Consider the following 16,962-nt stretch of genomic DNA (forward strand, 5'->3'; position numbering starts at 1 on the left):
GTAGGTAAGTGAATTGACGATGCTCGATGATTGTCGATCTGCAACGATTTCAGGCAAACCAACGAATTATGATTTGCTTAGTTGTTCGTATCGACAATGCGTCAATCCCGCTACTTCTGCGGTAGCTTCGAAATATCCGCTGCTGCTGCTTTGGTCCGGCTTTTCGTGTTGATCGAGTGCGAAATGGGGCGGGCTGCACGCCACGCCCCTTTCATACGCTCAAGGCAACGAGATCGTCAGATTCGCCGATTGCGGCCCGAGCTTGATGAGTTGCGTATACGGCGCGAGCATGTGCACCGTGTTGTCGCGCAGCCAGGTGCTGAGGCCGAGCCACGCGAGCAGACCCACCAGCGCGAACACCGCGCCGATCGACCATAGCGGCACCTCGCGCTTGAGGCGGTGCGCAACCTGATCGGGCAGCGGCCAATGCGGCGCGAAGGCCGCGCGCTTGCCCTTGATATGCGCGATCTCGTCGCCCAGGCGCGCCGTGAGATAGGCGAGCTTTTCCGGCCCTTCGAGAATGTACTTGCCCTGGAAGCCGAGCAGCAGGCACATATGGAAGACCTCGAGCGACTGCAGCCGCGGTGCGCCCTGCGCGCGGCCTTCCTCGAGATACTGGAAGAACTTTTCGCCCGCAAGCTGCTCGCCGAACAGCGCGAGCTGCAAGGGGCGACGCTCCCATTCGGCGCGAATGCGGAACGATGACGCCAGCACCGATTCGTCGAGGGCGGCGCAGAACGCGAACTTGGCCGCGTACACGTCTTCGGCCGCGACGTTCAGCTTCTTCGCGCCGCGCTCGAAGTCGCCCAGGAACTGCTGCACGCGCGCGCCGAATTCGCTGGCGTCGCCCGGCTCGCGGCCGTTCTTCAACAGGAACAGCATGAAGAAGCCGTCGTAGAGCAGATCGAGCAGCGAGCGCACCTGGTAAGCGGGCTCCCCGGCAGGCGCGGGGTGATACACGGGCGGCGCCGCGTCGCCGAAAAGGGAAGGGGCATTGCTCATGACGTCACCGCGATGAGTTCGAGTTTGAGATCGTTGATGCCCGAAGGCGCGTAGACCATGGCCGACTGCGACTGAATCATGCGCTCATAGAGCGCACTGCGCGCCTCGAATGCGAAATAGCACGCGCCGGGCCGCACGGGAATGGCGGGCGGCACCTGGGGCGTGTAGACGAGCCGCACGCCCGGCATGGCCGAGAGCACGAGCTTGTCGACGTCGTCGGGCGCGCCGACCTTGAAGCGCGCCGGCACCGCCTCGACGAGATCGACGGCGGGCATGTCCGCCGAAACGGCGAGATAGAACGTAGTCTTGTCGTCGATCTTGCCCGAATCGAGCCGGCCGATATGGAACGACGGGCGCACTTCTTCGAGCGCAATGGCGAAGTATTGCGTGGAGATCACCGTTTCGAGCAGGTCGCGCAGAATCGTATCGAGGCGCGCAAAACCGGGGCCGGGATCGTCGTGGCGGTACGCGGGCAGGTCGGCCAGCGCGTAGCCCTTGGAGAACGTCATGAGCTGGCCCGCGAGGCGCAGCAGCTCGTGAAAGAGCCGCTCGGGGTGAAGCGCCGCATGCTGATAGAGATGCGCGAGCGTGGCGAACGCGCCGCTCGCCGTATGCAGCAGCCAGAACGAGGCGATGTCACCCGAACGGAACGCGATGATGTTCTTGGTCGGCTCGCGATGAAAGCCATAGAGCGCATTGACCTTGGCCTGCAGCGCGTCGATGAGGCGGCGCAGCCGCTGGTGCAGGAGCGGCGACGCTTCGATGGCGAGACTCGGCGGCACGAAGCTTTCGTCGACCTCGAATCCCGACGTCGCGGTGCGCCGCACGCGCGCGACGGGCACCGAGAGCAACTGGTCGCGCGGCTCGCTGTGCGCGATCAGCTTGACGTTCGTTTTCAGGAACGTCACGTCGGCTTGCGCGGCGTCCGTGTAGTGGTCGGCAACGCTCGCCTGCTCGCTCACGTAGCGCGTGACGAAGCCATTGTTGCGATCCGGCGCGTAGTTCGTGCCGGTTTCGCGCATCTGGTGCAGCGCCAGGTAGAACGTGAATTCGTTGATGCCCTCGGGCAGCGTGTCGAGCGCGACGGGCGGCGGCAGGTCGTCGGCCTGCGGCGCGCTGTAGAGCGTGCCGTCCGGAAACACGAGCGCGAGCTCGCTCATGCGCAGCATGTTGCTGCCCAGCGCGTCTTGGTCGAGCCGCGCGGTGCGCACGCCCCAGTTGTACGGCGCAATGGCCTGGATGGATTCAAAGAGGCGCGCTTCGTGGTAGGCGTCCTGCCGCTGGAAGTGCTGAGGCCTCAGGAACAGGCCTTCTCCCCAAAGCACTTTCGAGGAATAACTCATGTTAAATCGGCTTTATGCGTGATTCGGCCCGTGCCGCTCGCGCCGGCGATCGGCGGACTGAAATTGTTAAATATCCCGCGTGCTCGTTACTCTGCCCGGTGCTTTGTCCTTTATTCACCCGCAAGTCACCGACGAAAGCATATTCAGCTGCTGCGGCGGTAATCCCTGGTCCGGCGAGATCACCGTGCCGCTCGTGACGGTCATTGCGCAGTTATGCAGGCCGACCATTATGCCGGATTTCTCGGATTTCGCAGGATCGAAGGCGAACTTCCAACGCTGCATGGCCGGATCGCGGAATAGCGCGACGATGCCGAATGCCTGCGCCTCGCGCGAAACCTTTTCGGTGGCGTTATATCGCTGGCCGGGAATGAGTGTCACTTCACGCACGCCGAGCAGGTCGGCGCCCAGCGCACTCTTTTCCTTTGCCGGGTCGGTGAACGTATCGAACGACGCCTGCTGGAATGAGGTCGGGTCCTTCAGTACATAGAGCCGCACGACGAGCGCAAGCGGCTTGTGGTCGGTCGCCGCGTTGAGGTTTTGCGCCGCCAGTAGCGTGATGCCGAGGTCGCGCGGGGGTTTCTGGCTGTCCGGCACGTCGGGCTTGCCGATGCCCGCGAGCTGCAAGGCCGCCGACGCCGCACTGCCGAGCGCCGGCACGGCCGCCGCGCAGCCGGCGAGTTGCGCCGTGACCATGAGGATCGATGCGAAACGAATAAGACGCGCATTCATTATTTGTTGGCCAGGCGCGAATGCCCGGGGTCCGTTAAGTGGTGATATGCGATCCGGATAATGCTATCCGCATAAAGGCGCATTTAACCCCGCGTGGAGCCGATAAGCGGTCGATTATGTGAGGCGGCAAACTTTTCCGGCTCGCTCGTGTTTTCAATTGCACGAGTGAGAAATTCTTTCCTGTGTGAATTTCTTGTGGCAGTAAACCCCGCGTCAAAGAAGCTATTTAGTGTCGGCGCATTACATTAAGAAGTTGAATTATCAAAATTTGGGCTGTACTATACCCGCGCGCTAGAGCTAAAGCAAAACTCTAGTTCCCTCCCATCGAATTAATAATTACACGTTGGTGAAAGAATGATAAACCGGGTCATTTCAAGGCTCTCCGGGGTGGTGCTGGCATGCGGGGTAATCGCGGGCTGCGCTACGCAGGACCATAATCTCGCGGCATCGCCAGACGCATTCAACAAGGCGCTAGCCGACGCCGATACCGCGGCGAAGGGCGGCGATCAGGATCGCGCGATCGCGCTTTACCAGAAACTCGCCGCGGCGGATCCCACGCGCGAAGAGCCGTGGTCGCGCATCGCACAGATCCAGTTCCAGCAGCAACACTATGGACAGGCCATCGTGGCGGCGCAGGAAGCGCTGCAGCGCGACCAGACCGACCGCGCCGCGAAGAGCGTGCTGGCCGTGGCCGGCCTGCGGGTCGCGACGCAGTCGCTCGGCGAACTGCGCCAGGATGCCTCGCTGCAGGGCGACGCGAAGTCCGATGCCCAGGCGCTCGCGAAGCAGTTGCGCGACACGCTCGGCGAGGATTCGCTGTTCCCGCCCGAGCAGGCGGAAAAGCCCGCGCCCAAGAAGCGCCGCATCGTGCGCCACGTGCAGAAGCCGGCGGCGAAGCCCGTTGAAACGGCGGAGGTCGCGCCGGCTGCACCGGCTGCGCCCGCCGCCCCCTCGGCTGCGGCTCCCGCGCCCGCGCCCGCCAAAGCGGCGCCGGCCAAAGCGGCGGCAAGCGGTGGTGCGTCCGATCCGTTCAGCGCACTGCGCTGAACCGCCCGGCGGTGAATTGCAGACAACAGGTCTTGAACGACTCGAACAGGGGAGCCCTCGATGGCCAAGAAGGAAAGTATTCAGAAGCGCTTGCAGAAAGTGCGGCCGCCGCGCGTCCAGTTGACGTACGAGGTCGAGCTCGGCGACGCCATTGAGGTGAAGGAGCTGCCGTTCGTAGTCGGCGTGATGGGCGATCTCGCGGGGCAATCGGAAGTCGAACAGCCGCGGCTGCGCGACCGCAAGTTCGTCAATATCGACCGTGACAACTTCGACGACGTCATGAAGGGCATCGAGCCGCGCGCGGCCTTCCAGGTCGAGAACCGCTTGAGCGAGGCGGGCGGCAAGTTCGCCGTGGACTTGCGCTTCCGTTCGATGGCCGACTTCAATCCCGACGAAGTCGTCGCGCAGGTCGAGCCGCTGCGTCGTCTGCTCGAGGCGCGCTCGAAGCTCGCGGACCTGCGCAACAAGCTCGCCGGCAACGACAAGCTCGAAGACCTCCTGAGCGAGGTGCTGGCCAATACGCAGCAATTGCAGGCGCTCGCGGGCAACACGGGTGGCGCTGGCGAAGTGGGTCGTGGCGAACGCAACGAATCCGGCGAAGGCAACGAGTAATAAGCGCGAGGAGAGATCGACATGAATCAACAGACTGGCGCAGTTCGCGTACCGGTCCTGGGAGAAGCCCAGGCCGCGCCCTCGTTGCTCGACGAGATCGTCGAAAAGAGCAAGGTGGCCAAATCCGAATCCGAGCACGCGCGCGCGAAAGACCTCATCGGCGAGCTCGTGCATCAGGTGCTGGACGGCACCGTGATCGTCTCGAACAATCTATCCGCGACGATCGATGCCCGCGTGGCCGAACTCGACCGCCTGATTTCGGTGCAACTGAGCGCCGTGATGCACGCGCCGGAATTCCAGGGGCTGGAAGGCACCTGGCGCGGCCTCGAGTATCTGTGCAAGGAAAGCAATACCGGCTCGACCATCAAGATCAAGGCGCTGCACGCGCCCAAGCGCGACATCGTGCGCGACTTCAAGACCGCCGTCGAATTCGACCAGAGCGCGCTCTTCAAGAAGATCTACGAAGAAGAGTTCGGCACCTTCGGCGGTGCGCCCTTCGGTGCGCTGATCGGCGACTACGAAGTGACGCGCCAGCCCGAAGACGTGTACTTCATCGAGCAGATGTCGCATGTCGCGGCGGCGGCGCATGCGCCGTTCGTCGCGTCGGCGTCGCCGGAACTGCTCGGGCTCGAGTCGTTCGCCGACCTCGGCAAGCCGCGCGATCTCGGCAAGGTGTTCGACACCGTCGAATACACGAAGTGGAAGTCGTTTCGCGACGCGGAAGATTCGCGCTACGTGGGTCTCACGCTGCCGCGCTTTCTCGGCCGCCTGCCGTTCAATCCGAAGGACGGCGCGACGGCGGAAGGCTTCAATTTCGTCGAAGACGTGGACGGCACCGATCACGCCAAATACCTGTGGTGTAACGCGGCCTGGGCCTTCGCGGCGCGCCTGACCGCGGCGTTCGACGACTTCGGCTGGTGCGCGGCGATTCGCGGCGTGGAAGGCGGCGGCCTCGTGGAAGACCTGCCCACGCACACGTTCAAGACCGACGACGGCGAGATCGCGCTGAAATGCCCGACCGAAATCGCCATCACCGACCGGCGCGAAAAGGAACTGAGCGACCTCGGCTTCATTCCGCTCGTCCATTGCAAGAACTCGGACTACGCTGCGTTCTTTGCCGCACAGTCAGTGCAGAAGCCCAAAAAATACAGTACCGACAACGCGAACGCGAATGCCGTGCTTTCGGCGCAGCTGCAATACATCTTCTCGGTGTCGCGCGTGGCGCACTATCTGAAGGCGATGATGCGCGACAAGATCGGCAGCTTCGCATCCGCGCAGAACGTCGAAGTGTTCCTGAACCGCTGGATTTCGCAGTACGTGCTGCTCGACGACAACGCCTCGCAGGAGCAAAAGGCGCAGTTTCCGTTGCGCGAGGCATCGATCCAGGTCAGCGAGATTCCGGGCAAGCCGGGTTCGTACCGGTCGGTCGCGTTCCTGCGGCCGCACTTCCAGCTCGACGAACTGTCGATTTCGCTGCGGCTCGTGGCGGATCTGCCGAAGCCGGCTAATTCGTAAAGTCGCGCAAGCGTGCGAATGAGTTGAGCCGGAGCGGTCCGCCGTTGATCCGCGGATCGTTCCGGGAAGCAACCCGAGGAATCGGCCTCGGGCCCGCGTTAGCAAACTACTGTAAACCACCACTCTGGGGAGTCGAGGCGTTATGAAGGACATCTATCTAAAATTCGGCAATCCGGCCATCAAGGGCGAGTCGCAGGACAAGGACCATGCCGGCTGGATCGAAATCGATTCGTGGAATCACTCGATTCTGCAGCCGCGTTCGGCAACGGCCTCGACGGCCGGCGGTCACACGGTCGAGCGTTGCGAGCATGCCGACATGCGCTTCCTGAAGGACATCGATGTCGTGAGCCCGCTGCTCTATCAGCACGCTTCGGGCGGCACGACCTTCGACGAAGTCACCATCGACTTCATGCGCTCGGACGGCGAGGGCAACCGCATCAAGTACCTCGAAATCAAGCTCAAGTACGTGATCATTTCCAGCATCACGCCGGAAGTGGTCGGCGAAGGGCTGCCCACGGAGCAGTTCTCGCTGAAATATGCGGCCGTGCAGTGGAAGTACACGCAGCAGAAGATCGGCGGCAACCAGGGCGGCAATGCGCAAGGCGCATGGAGCCTCACGAAGAACGACAAGACCTACGCGGTCTGACGCGGCGCGCGCAGGCGGCGCGCGCGATCGCGTGCACTGCCTGCGCAAGTTTTCTTGTTGATCGACTCTATTTGAACCGATGAAGCGTTTCGAGCCAGGACTGCTCGACAAGCTCTTCGACGACGATCCGCATTCGCCGGCACCGGCGGCAGTGCGGCAGTTTTCGATCGAAGAGATCAAGGGGACCGTTGCGCGCGATCTGGAGTCGATCCTGAACTCGCGCATCGCGTTCACCGAACACGAACTCGCGATGTTGCCCGAGTGCCGCCGTTCGATTCTGACCTACGGGCTGAACGATTTCGCGGGCTTGAGCCTGGCGAGTCATTACGATCGCGCGTTCATCTGCAAGTCGATCCAGCAGGCGATCGAGCGGCACGAGCCGCGTTTGCAGCGCGTAACGGTTACGCTCGAACTGAACGAGCGCTCGACCAACGCACTGTACTTCGCGATTCAGGCGTTGCTGGTGGTGCATCCGGCACAAGAGCCGGTGAGTTTCGACGCGATGCTGCAGCCTTCGACGCTGCAGTATTCGGTCTCGCGCGCACGCGCAAAAGCATGATGCGGCCGCGACCGGCGGCGCGCGACATGGCATGAAACAAAGGTAGTTTTGGGGGGCGGGAGCGTACCGATGGAAGAGTTGTTGCCGTATTACGAGCGCGAATTGTCGTTCCTGCGGCGTTATTCGCGCGAATTCGCACAGCGCTACCCGAAGATCGCGGCCCGCCTCGCGATGACGGGGGAGCACTGCGAAGACCCGCACGTCGAGCGGATGATCGAGTCGTTCGCGTTGCTCGGCGCGCGCATCAACAAGCGCCTCGACGACGATTACCCGGAGTTCACCGAGGCGCTGCTGGAGGTGCTGTACCCACACTATCTGCGTCCGTTCCCCTCGTGCTCGATCGCCCAGTTCGGCGCTGCGGGCACGCTCGGCAATCTCACCGAGCCGGCCGTGATCGAACGCGGCACGGAACTGAAGTCGCGGCCGATCCGCGGCGTGCAATGCCGCTTCCGCACCGCCTACGACGTGACGCTCGCGCCAATCCGCGTTTCGGAGGCACGTTACGTGCCGGCGGCGATCGCACCGAGCGCGACCGTGCTCCCGCCGAATGCAACCGGCATCCTGTCGATCACGTTCGAATCGACGTCACCGCAGTTCGACCTCTCGGCGTGGAGAAGCGGCGGGCTGCGCACTTATCTGAATGGCGAGCAGTCGTTCATCGCGGCGCTCGGCGACTGCCTGTTCGTGCACGCGATCGCCGCGTACGCCGAGCCCGAACGCAACGGCCGCTGGCGCGCGCTCGCCGCGCTGCCGTTCGCGCAGGCCGGCTTCGACGTGGCCGACCCGCTGATCGACTATCCGGCGAAATCGCACCCCGCGTACCGCCTGCTCACGGAGTATTTCGCGTTTCCGGACAAGTTCGATTTCGTCGACTTCGACCTCGCGGCAATGACCGCCGCGGCGGGCCGCTGCCAGCGGCTCACGCTTCATATCGTGCTGAAGGACGTGCGCGGCGACTCGCACGTGGCGCGCTTGCTCGACGCGCTCGCGGCGCACCACCTGCGGCTCTTCTGCACGCCCGTGGTGAACCTCTTCAAGCAGCACGGCGAGCCGATTCGCCTCGATCATCAGGCGGTCTCGTATCCGGTGGTGGCAGAGGGGCGGCGCGCGTTCGCCTATGAGGTCTATTCGATCGACTCCGTGCAACTGGTACGGCAACGCGCGCACGAAGAAACGGTCGTCGAGTTCCGGCCTTTCTATTCGCTGCGGCATGGCGAATCGATGCGCGCCGGCCACTACTGGTTCGCCCGGCGCGACGAAGCCGTCGCGCAAAAGAGCCCGGGCTACGAAACCGAAATCTCGATCGTCGACATCGACTTCGAAGTCGATACCGAGCAAAACGAAACATTGAGCCTCGAGCTGACCTGTACCAACCGCGATTTGCCCACGGCGCTCGCGACTGGACTCGAAGGCGGCGATCTGTTTCTGGAGGGCGGCGCGATTGCGAGCAGCATCGCGCTCCTGATGCGGCCCACGCCGTGCGTGCGCTTCGAGCGCCGCCAGGCCGCGCACTGGCGGCTCATTTCGCATCTCGCGCTCAACCACGTCTCGCTCGTGAACCACGGCGGCACCACGCTCAAGGAAATGCTCGCGCTGTATGACCTGCGGCGCACGGCGGTGTCGGCGCGGCACGTGGACGGCATTGTCGACGTCGAGCAGCGCGCCGCCGTGCAATGGCTGCCCGGCAAGCCATTCGCGACTTTCGTGCGCGGCATCGAGATCCGCCTGACCGTCGACGAGGATCACTTCGTCGGCACAAGCCTCGGAACGTTCGTACGCGTCATCGACGTGTTTTTCGGGCTTTACGTGCACATCAACAGCTTCGTGCAACTGGTCGTCGTCTCGCGGCGCACCGGCGAGGAGATCATGCGATGCAGTCCCCGCAGCGGCGAATCGATTCTGGCGTAATCGAGCGGCTGCTCGATGAGCCGCACCGCTTTGGGTTTTTCCAGGCGGTGCGCCTGCTCGAACGCTGGTTCGTCGACAAGGCCGGCGCGCGGCAGCGCGACGTGCTCCCACAGCGTATCGGCTTTCGCAACACGCTGTCGCTTGCGTTTCCGGCCAGCGAGATCGCGGGCGCCGTGTCGTATGACGCGGCTGGCGCGCCACTGGCCGATGCCGGCCAACGCACGGCCGCGCTCGATGCGGGCGAACTCGAACGCGTGGATCTCACGCCCGCGTTCTTCGGGCTGCTGGGCGCGCAAGGCGCGCTGCCGCTGAACTATACCGAGCAGATCGTCGTGCGCGAGCAGTTGCGGCGCGACCGCGCGGCGCGCGAGTTCTTCGACGTGTTTTCGAACCGCGCCACGGCGCTGTTCTATTCGGCGTGGAAGAAGTACCGGCTGCCGTTGCACTACGAGCTCGATCGCGACGAACGCTATCTGCCGCTGCTGCTCGCGCTTGCGGGCGTGGCCAACGATGCATCGCGCGAGAGCCTGCAGGACGGCGGCGGCGCGCTCTTCGACGAGGCGATCGCGGGTCATGCCGTGGCCGCGCGTCATCAGCCGGTTTCCGCCGCGTATTTGCGCCAGACGCTCTCCGACTATTTCGGCGTGCCCGTGCAGGTCGAGCAGTTCGTGGGCAAGTGGTACGACGTGCCGCCCGACCAGCTTTCCATGCTCGGCCAGCGCAACGTGTTGCTCGGTGCAACGGCGCTTGCGGGCGAGCGCGTCTGGCAGCGCGACATGCGTGCACGCCTCGTGATCGGGCCGCTTTCGAAGACCGACTACGAGGCCTTCCTGCCGGGCGCGGAACACGCGCTCGCACTCGAACGCATGCTCACGCTGCTCGCGCGCGTGACGCTCGAATACGAGGTGCTGCTGGTGCTGCGCCGCGAGGAAGTCGGGCCAAGCCGCCTGGGCGCCGGCGCGCGTCTGGGCTGGGATGCCTTCCTGTGCACGCACGAAGCCGACCGCGACCGCCGCGACGCGCGCTACGAACTGCACGTCATTCATTGAACACACGAGACCCGAGGCCGGACCGGACCACATGAGCACGCCCCTGAAAACCCTGATCGCGAAGCTGAACACGACTTGCCGGCTGGCTACCGAGCGTGCGGCCAGTGCGTGCCTGTCGCGCGGGCACTACGAAGTGGACCTCGAACATGTGCTGCTCGCGCTGCTCGAGGAACCGGCCAGCGACCTCGCGTGCGTGCTGCGTGCGTCGCGCGTCGATGCGCATGCGCTGCGTGCGGATCTGGAGCGCGAACTGCAACGGCTCAAGACGGGCAATACGCGCACGCCGGTGTTCTCCCCGCATCTGATCGCGCTGTTCGAGCAGGCCTGGCTGATTGCGTCGCTCGACTCGCAGATCGGACGCATCCGTTCCGGTCATCTGCTGCTCGCGCTGTTGAGCGCGCCCGATCTTGCGCAGTTCGCGCAGCGCATGTCGGCGCGCTTCGCCGAGGTTCCCGTCGGCGAACTCAAGCATCGCTTTGATGAAGTGACGCAAGGTTCGGTCGAGGTCGAGCCGGGGGAAAGCACGAGTGAAGTCGACAGTGAAGTTGCAAGCACAACGAGTGTAGCTCCTTCGAAAACGCCCGCGCTCGACATCTACACGACCGACCTGACTCAGCGCGCGCGCGAGGGTCTTGTTGACCCTGTGATCGGACGCGAAGCGGAGATCCGCCAGACCATCGACATCCTGATGCGTCGCCGCCAGAACAACCCGATCCTTACCGGCGAACCGGGCGTGGGCAAGACGGCCGTGGTGGAAGGGCTTGCACTGCGCATCGCCGCGGGCGATGTGCCAGAGGCGCTGTGCGGCGTTGCATTGCGCGTGCTGGACATGGGGCTGCTGCAGGCTGGCGCGAGCGTGAAGGGCGAATTCGAGAACCGTCTGAAAAGCGTGATCGACGAGGTCAAAAAGAGTGCACAGCCCATTGTGCTCTTCATCGACGAGGCGCATACCATCATCGGCGCAGGCGGTCAGGCTGGCCAGAACGATGCGGCGAACCTGCTCAAGCCCGCGCTCGCGCGTGGCGAACTGCGCACGATCGCCGCGACGACGTGGAGCGAGTACAAGCGCTACTTTGAGAAAGATGCGGCGCTGGCGCGGCGTTTTCAGGTGGTCAAGATCGAGGAACCCGACGAAACGCTTGCGGCGGCCATGCTGCGCGGCATGGTGGGGCTCATGGAGCGCCACTTCGACGTGCGCATTCTCGACGAGGCGATTACCGAAGCCGTGCGGCTTTCGCACCGGTATATCAGCGCGCGGCAACTGCCCGACAAGGCCGTGAGCGTGCTCGATACCGCGTGCGCCAGGGTGGCGCTCGCGCAGGGCGCGACGCCTGGTGCGATCGATGACGGCAAGAAGCGCATCGAACGTATCGAAGCGGAGATCGCCTCGCTCGAGCGGGAAACCGTGCATGAGGAGCGCCTCGTGGCGCTGCGCGAGGCGCGCGACGCTGCCGCTCGCGAGCTGGCCGAAAGCGAGGCGCGCCACGCCGAGGAGCGCGAACTCGTGGCGCAGATCACGAAGCTGCGCGGCCAGATCGACGCGGCGCGCGATGACAGTACGTCATCCGAACGAATGCGCGAAGCCGATGCCGCGCGCGAATCGTTGCCGCCGCTCATCGCGCGCCTGCACGCGCTGCAGGAGAACGCGCCGATGGTGCCGCTACAGGTCGACGCGCACGTGGTGGCGGAAATCGTCGCTTCATGGACCGGGATTCCACTGGGCCGCATGGTGAAGGACGAGATCCAGACCATGCTGAATCTTCATCCGCTGCTGGCCGAGCGCGTGATCGGCCAGGATCACGCGCTCGAAGCCATCGCGCAGCGCGTGCGCACGGCGGGCGCGAACCTGGAGGATCCCAACAAGCCGCGCGGGGTCTTTATGTTCGTGGGACCGTCCGGCGTGGGCAAGACGGAGACGGCACTCGCATTGGCGGACATTCTCTACGGCGGCGAGCGTAAGCTCATCACCATCAATATGAGCGAGTATCAGGAGGCGCACAGCGTGTCGGGCCTGAAGGGCTCGCCGCCCGGCTATGTGGGCTATGGCGAGGGTGGCGTGCTGACCGAGGCCGTGCGCCGCAATCCATATTCGGTCGTGCTGCTCGATGAAGTGGAAAAGGCCCATCCGGACGTGCTGGAAATGTTCTTCCAGGTTTTCGACAAAGGCACGATGGACGACGCCGAGGGGCGTGCGATCGACTTTCGCAATACGCTTATCATCCTTACGTCGAATGTGGGATCGACTGCTGTCATGCAGGCCTGCCTGAACAAGCCCAATGAAGAACTGCCCGACGCACAGGCGCTGGCAGAGCTGCTGCGCCCGCAACTGTACAAGTCGTTCAAACCTGCTTTCCTCGGCCGCATGAAAGTCGTGCCGTATTACCCGATTTCCGATGACGTGCTCGCGGAGATCATCGAGCTGAAGCTGGAACGCATCCGCCGCCGCGTCGAGGCGAACCACGGTGCCACATTCGAATGGGACGAGTCGCTCGTCGATGCGGTGCTCGCGCGATGCACCGAAGTCGATTCGGGCGCGCGGAACGTCGATCACATTCTGAACGGCACGCTCTTGCCGGAACTCGCACAGCAGATTCTGGAGCGCATCGCGCAGGGCACGTCGCTCGCGCGCGTGAGCGTGCGCGCCGATGAGGCAGGCGAGTTCGAGTACGCGGTGCAATGACCATGACCATGTCCATGAAACGCGGCCGCCATGCCTCGCTCGAAGCGCACCGCCTTAGCCATTATGTAGAACGCCATGTCGACTGACACGACCGCGCTGCTAGCGCCCATTAATGAAGCATCGCCGTGCGGCGCCGACCTGCTGTTTTCGGCGGATTTCGACGCGATCCAGCATGCACGCCGCTTCGATGACCCGTCGCTCGACCAGGGCGAGTGGATCACCGAGATCAAGGAAGCCGACTGGCCTTTCGTCGTCGAACGCTGCACGGCGTTGCTGCGCACGCAGACGAAGGACTTGCGGCTCGCCGTGTGGCTCACCGAGGCGCTCGCGATTCAGGAGGGCGTGCCGGGCCTCACGCAGGGCTATGTGCTCCTGAGCGGACTGGTCGAGCAGTATTGGGAACAGGTGCATCCGCTACCCGAAGGCGACGACACGGAATATCGACTTGGTAACGTCGCGTGGCTCGCGGGCCGCACGGCGGAATTGCTGCGTTCGGTGCCGCTCACGCAGTCGGGGGTGGCTTTCAGCGCGATCGACTGGGATGTCGCGATGCACGTCGCGCAGGCAGTCAAGCGCGATCCGGATCATGCGGACGATATCGCGCGCGGCAAGCCTTCGGTGGAGCAGATCGACGCCTCGAAGCGGGCCACGCCGGCTTCGTTCTATCGAACGTTGCTCGCGCAGTTGAAAGCATTCGAAGCCGCTCTCGCTGCGCTCGATATGGTGCTCGAGGCGCGAGCCGGTGATGCGGCGCCGAGCTTCCGGCAAGCGCGCGAGGCCAGCGAGAGCGTGTATGGACTTGCGGAGCGGTTCGCGCGTGACGTGGGCGTGAACCTGAATGCGGGGGCTTTGGAGCCTGCCGTGCAGCCGGCCGCTTCGCCCGTGGCTGTCGAACGCGCAGAACCGAGCTTCAAGACACCTTTGGCCGTTGAGGACACCATGGCGAATCCGATTCGAATGCCGGTCCGCGCGTACGCGGGCATACAGAGCCGTGCCGAAGCCGTTGCGCAACTGCGTGCGGTGGCGGTCTTCTTTCGCGAGACCGAACCGCATAGCCCAGCCGCTTATCTTGCGGACAAAGCGGCCGAGTGGGCGGAAATGCCGCTGCACAAGTGGCTTTCGACGGTGGTGAAAGACGATGGCACGCTCGCGCAGATTCGCGAGATGCTTGGTGTGAAGACGGATGATGCGGGTTGAGCATGAATTTCACTGAACTTGTTCAAGTCATTCAGGGCGGTCTGATCCAGCAGGACCGCCTGATCAAGACCGATATTCCAGCCTTGCCGGATAGTGCGCTCGTGCCGCGCAGGGCAGTTCTTTGTTCGGAATTGGCGCGCGATTTCAACGGCACGCTCGACATGGTGTCTACGGCTGGCGACATCGAGCTCAAGAAGCTCATCGCGCAGCCAATGACGCTGTGGATTCAGCAAGCGGACAAGTCCTATCTCCCGGTCAACGGCTATATTCATACGGCCCGAAGGCTCGGCGCGGACGGCAGCTTCACGAGCTACCAGCTGATCTACGCCTCATGGATGCACTTTCTCCGGTTTCGCAGCGACATGCGGTACTGGCAGGACAAGAGCGCCGACGCCATCATCACGGACGTATTCAACGAGCATCCGCAGGCGCGAGGCCAGTTCCAGTTCGCCTTGAGCAAGCCGCTGCCGCAACGCTCGTATTGTCGCCAGAGCGAAACCGACTGGAACTTTGTTCACCGGCTGATGGAGGAGGAAGGCCTGTTCGGCTTCTGGCGCCAGGCCAAGGACGGCAAGTCACATACACTGGTTGTGACCGACGACATTCATTCGCTCGACGAGGTGTCGCCTAATCCGGTTACGTTCTACCGGTCGGGCACTGGCAGCGAAACGGACGCCTTCACGCAGTGGTCGGGTTCGCGGACGTTGCAGAGTACTGTGCATACGACGCGCACGTTCGACTACAAGGCGCCGTCGTCGGCGGTCAACCCCAAAGGGACAACGCTGCCGACGATGGCGAACCAGGGGGATTTGCCCGAGCAGACCGAAGTTTACGAATATACCGGTGCATATACGTACTCGGATCAGACTCGCGGTGAGCAGCTTTCAAGGGTTCATCTGGAGGAGTGGGAATCGCGGGCCAAGCGCTTCTACGCGGCGGGTGGGGTTCGCGGTATCGATGCGGGACTGCGCTTCGAATTGACCGGTCACCCGGAACACGATCACGATTCGGCGAGCCAGCGAGAATTCGCCGCGATCAAGGTGCGCCGGTACATCGAGAACAACCTGCCGCTTTCGGACCACGAAGCGAGCTTTCCACACGGCCTGCAGAACGAATTGGCGCGAGCCAAATCCGGATACACCGGAGAGACTGTGACCCAGGAAGACGGTTCCGCGGGTTTTTATCTGGTCGAAGTCGAGGCGCAGCGTGTGACGGTTCCGTACCGCAGCCCGTTCGAGCACAAGAAGCCGGAGATGCACCTGGAGACGGCTATCGTCGTCGGGCCGCAGGGCGAAGAGGTCTACACGGACGAACTGAACCGCGTGAAGGTGATGTTCATCTGGGACCGGCAGAATTCTGGAGATGTGGGTGCTTCGTGCTGGGTGCGGGTCGCGCAGTCGGATACGGGCGGAGGGTACGGCAGCGTTCACGTTCCGCGAGTCGGTGAAGAAGTGCTGATCGGGTATGTGGGCGGAGACTGCGACAGACCTATCGTCTTGCATCGCGTCTACAACGGGAGCGTCCAGCCGCAATGGCACAGCAACGGGATTCTCTCGGGCTACCGGTCGAAGGAGTATTCGGGTTCCGGCTTTAATGAAATGGTGCTCGACGATGCGACGGGGCAGAATCGGGCTCGGTTATTCAGTAGTACGGGAAGCAGCGTGCTTCACCTGGGGTATCTGATCGACCAGAGCGGAAATACGCGCGGTTCATACCTTGGATCGGGATTCGATCTGAAGACGGATTCGTACGGTGCGGTGCGTGCTTCGCAGGGGCTGTATGTCACGACGCATCCTAAACAGGCTGGCAGCCAGCAACTGGACGTGAGCGAGGCCAGACAGCAACTCATGGGCGCCGAGAGCGTGGTCGAGTCGATGTCGCAGGCTAGTGAGGCGCATCAGGCGGAGAGTCTCAGTGACGGGCAGGATGCGCTCAAGTCCTTTACCGATGCGACACAGAGCAGTGCGCAGGGTGGGGCGTCGTCTGGTGGCAGAACGGCCGGAGGGGGCACCGGCAGTGCGAACGCGTTCAAGTCGCCCGTCATGCTGGTTGCGAGTCCGTCCGGTATTGCGTTGTCGACACAGCAGTCGGTGCATGTGGCGAGCGATCAGCAGACTAACCTCATTAGTGGACAGAGCACGTTCATCGCCAGCGGGAAGTCGCTCGTAGCCAGTGCTGCCGAGAAGATCAGTCTGTTCGTGCAGAACGCGGGCATGAAACTATTTGCGGCCAAGGGGAAGGTTGAGTTGCGCGCATATTCCGACAATGTGGAGGTCACGGCGCAAAAGACGGTCAAGCTGCTTTCAGCGACAGGAAGCATAGAAGCGACCGCGAAGGAACAAGTTCTCCTGACCTCTGGCGGCGCATACATCAGGGTCAAAGACGGGAACATCGAGATTCATGCGCCGGGAAAGATTGATATCAAGGGCGCGCAACATTCGTTCGCTGGTCCAACAAGTCTTGGCGAGGCATACAACCTCGAAGGCAAGAAGGCTGAAATGCGCCTCCGCTACGTCGATGCCGACGGCAATGTACCCACCGGCGAGCCACTCCGGCTAGCTGCGCAGGATGGCGCAACTCATAGCGTTTCACTTGACAGAGAAGGTAAGGCAGTGTTGAAAAATATCGATTTTGGCTCTTTGACCGCGGTTCAGACGAAACGTGTTGGAGATTGA

At 63.2% G+C, this 16,962-nt stretch carries 13 protein-coding genes; 10 read left to right on the forward strand and 3 right to left on the reverse strand.

Annotated elements, in window-relative coordinates; translation table 11 throughout:
* Nucleotides 1-219: 219 nt before the first annotated feature.
* From AB4Y40_RS28780 to tssJ, 3 genes are all read right to left on the reverse strand, one after another.
* A complete protein-coding gene (locus AB4Y40_RS28780) occupies nucleotides 220-1,002 on the reverse strand; it encodes a DotU family type IV/VI secretion system protein (protein WP_368690738.1) in 783 nt (260 codons plus the stop codon).
* Complete coding sequence (gene tssK, locus AB4Y40_RS28785) at nucleotides 999-2,345, reverse strand: type VI secretion system baseplate subunit TssK (RefSeq protein WP_368690739.1); 1,347 nt, start codon at nucleotides 2,343-2,345, stop codon at nucleotides 999-1,001. Before tssK ends, AB4Y40_RS28780 begins: the two co-directional genes overlap by 4 nt.
* A gap of 114 nt (nucleotides 2,346-2,459) precedes the next feature.
* Nucleotides 2,460-3,074 carry a type VI secretion system lipoprotein TssJ gene (gene tssJ / locus AB4Y40_RS28790; RefSeq protein ID WP_368690740.1) on the reverse strand — a complete coding sequence of 205 codons (615 nt, stop codon included), beginning with the start codon at nucleotides 3,072-3,074 and terminating at the stop codon, nucleotides 2,460-2,462.
* Nucleotides 3,075-3,428: 354 nt separating this feature from the next.
* Here tssJ and AB4Y40_RS28795 point away from each other — a divergent pair, with 354 nt between their 5' ends.
* From AB4Y40_RS28795 to AB4Y40_RS28840, 10 genes are all read left to right on the forward strand, one after another.
* Nucleotides 3,429-4,121: a tetratricopeptide repeat protein gene (locus AB4Y40_RS28795; RefSeq protein WP_368690741.1), complete on the forward strand. Its 693-nt coding sequence runs from the start codon at nucleotides 3,429-3,431 to the stop codon at nucleotides 4,119-4,121.
* 60 nt (nucleotides 4,122-4,181) lie between these two features.
* Nucleotides 4,182-4,733 (forward strand): type VI secretion system contractile sheath small subunit, encoded by a 552-nt coding sequence (tssB, locus tag AB4Y40_RS28800; protein WP_368690742.1) that lies wholly within the window; start codon nucleotides 4,182-4,184, stop codon nucleotides 4,731-4,733.
* 21 nt (nucleotides 4,734-4,754) lie between these two features.
* A complete protein-coding gene (gene tssC / locus AB4Y40_RS28805) occupies nucleotides 4,755-6,248 on the forward strand; it encodes a type VI secretion system contractile sheath large subunit (RefSeq protein ID WP_368690743.1) in 1,494 nt (497 codons plus the stop codon).
* A gap of 142 nt (nucleotides 6,249-6,390) precedes the next feature.
* A complete protein-coding gene (locus AB4Y40_RS28810) occupies nucleotides 6,391-6,894 on the forward strand; it encodes a type VI secretion system tube protein Hcp (RefSeq protein ID WP_028206760.1) in 504 nt (167 codons plus the stop codon).
* A gap of 79 nt (nucleotides 6,895-6,973) precedes the next feature.
* Nucleotides 6,974-7,453: a type VI secretion system baseplate subunit TssE gene (gene tssE / locus AB4Y40_RS28815; protein WP_368690744.1), complete on the forward strand. Its 480-nt coding sequence runs from the start codon at nucleotides 6,974-6,976 to the stop codon at nucleotides 7,451-7,453.
* 69 nt (nucleotides 7,454-7,522) lie between these two features.
* Complete coding sequence (gene tssF, locus AB4Y40_RS28820; RefSeq protein ID WP_368690745.1) at nucleotides 7,523-9,361, forward strand: type VI secretion system baseplate subunit TssF; 1,839 nt, start codon at nucleotides 7,523-7,525, stop codon at nucleotides 9,359-9,361.
* Nucleotides 9,325-10,410, forward strand: coding sequence for a type VI secretion system baseplate subunit TssG (gene tssG, locus AB4Y40_RS28825; RefSeq protein WP_368690746.1), 1,086 nt, complete (start codon nucleotides 9,325-9,327; stop codon nucleotides 10,408-10,410). The genes tssF and tssG overlap by 37 nt, the downstream gene beginning before the upstream one ends.
* Nucleotides 10,411-10,441: 31 nt before the next feature.
* Nucleotides 10,442-13,090, forward strand: a complete 2,649-nt coding sequence (tssH, locus tag AB4Y40_RS28830) for a type VI secretion system ATPase TssH (protein ID WP_368690747.1) — start codon at nucleotides 10,442-10,444, stop codon at nucleotides 13,088-13,090.
* 75 nt (nucleotides 13,091-13,165) lie between these two features.
* Nucleotides 13,166-14,287, forward strand: coding sequence for a type VI secretion system protein TssA (gene tssA / locus AB4Y40_RS28835; RefSeq protein ID WP_368690748.1), 1,122 nt, complete (start codon nucleotides 13,166-13,168; stop codon nucleotides 14,285-14,287).
* Nucleotides 14,288-14,289: 2 nt separating this feature from the next.
* On the forward strand, nucleotides 14,290-16,962 hold the full coding sequence (locus AB4Y40_RS28840) for a type VI secretion system Vgr family protein (protein ID WP_368690749.1): 2,673 nt from the start codon (nucleotides 14,290-14,292) through the stop codon (nucleotides 16,960-16,962).

Source organism: Paraburkholderia sp. EG287B (genome assembly GCF_040965595.1).
Taxonomy (GTDB): Bacteria; Pseudomonadota; Gammaproteobacteria; order Burkholderiales; family Burkholderiaceae; genus Paraburkholderia.

Coding starts and splice junctions, on each gene's coding strand:
- tssC (WP_368690743.1), top strand. CDS start 4,755: ATGAATCAACAGACTGGCGCAGTTCGCGTACCGGTCCTGGGAGAAGCC.
- tssB (WP_368690742.1), top strand. CDS start 4,182: ATGGCCAAGAAGGAAAGTATTCAGAAGCGCTTGCAGAAAGTGCGGCCG.
- AB4Y40_RS28840 (WP_368690749.1), top strand. CDS start 14,290: ATGAATTTCACTGAACTTGTTCAAGTCATTCAGGGCGGTCTGATCCAG.
- tssH (WP_368690747.1), top strand. CDS start 10,442: ATGAGCACGCCCCTGAAAACCCTGATCGCGAAGCTGAACACGACTTGC.
- tssF (WP_368690745.1), top strand. CDS start 7,523: ATGGAAGAGTTGTTGCCGTATTACGAGCGCGAATTGTCGTTCCTGCGG.
- tssE (WP_368690744.1), top strand. CDS start 6,974: ATGAAGCGTTTCGAGCCAGGACTGCTCGACAAGCTCTTCGACGACGAT.
- tssA (WP_368690748.1), top strand. CDS start 13,166: ATGTCGACTGACACGACCGCGCTGCTAGCGCCCATTAATGAAGCATCG.
- AB4Y40_RS28810 (WP_028206760.1), top strand. CDS start 6,391: ATGAAGGACATCTATCTAAAATTCGGCAATCCGGCCATCAAGGGCGAG.
- AB4Y40_RS28795 (WP_368690741.1), top strand. CDS start 3,429: ATGATAAACCGGGTCATTTCAAGGCTCTCCGGGGTGGTGCTGGCATGC.
- AB4Y40_RS28780 (WP_368690738.1), bottom strand. CDS start 1,002: ATGAGCAATGCCCCTTCCCTTTTCGGCGACGCGGCGCCGCCCGTGTAT.
- tssJ (WP_368690740.1), bottom strand. CDS start 3,074: ATGAATGCGCGTCTTATTCGTTTCGCATCGATCCTCATGGTCACGGCG.
- tssK (WP_368690739.1), bottom strand. CDS start 2,345: ATGAGTTATTCCTCGAAAGTGCTTTGGGGAGAAGGCCTGTTCCTGAGG.
- tssG (WP_368690746.1), top strand. CDS start 9,325: ATGCAGTCCCCGCAGCGGCGAATCGATTCTGGCGTAATCGAGCGGCTG.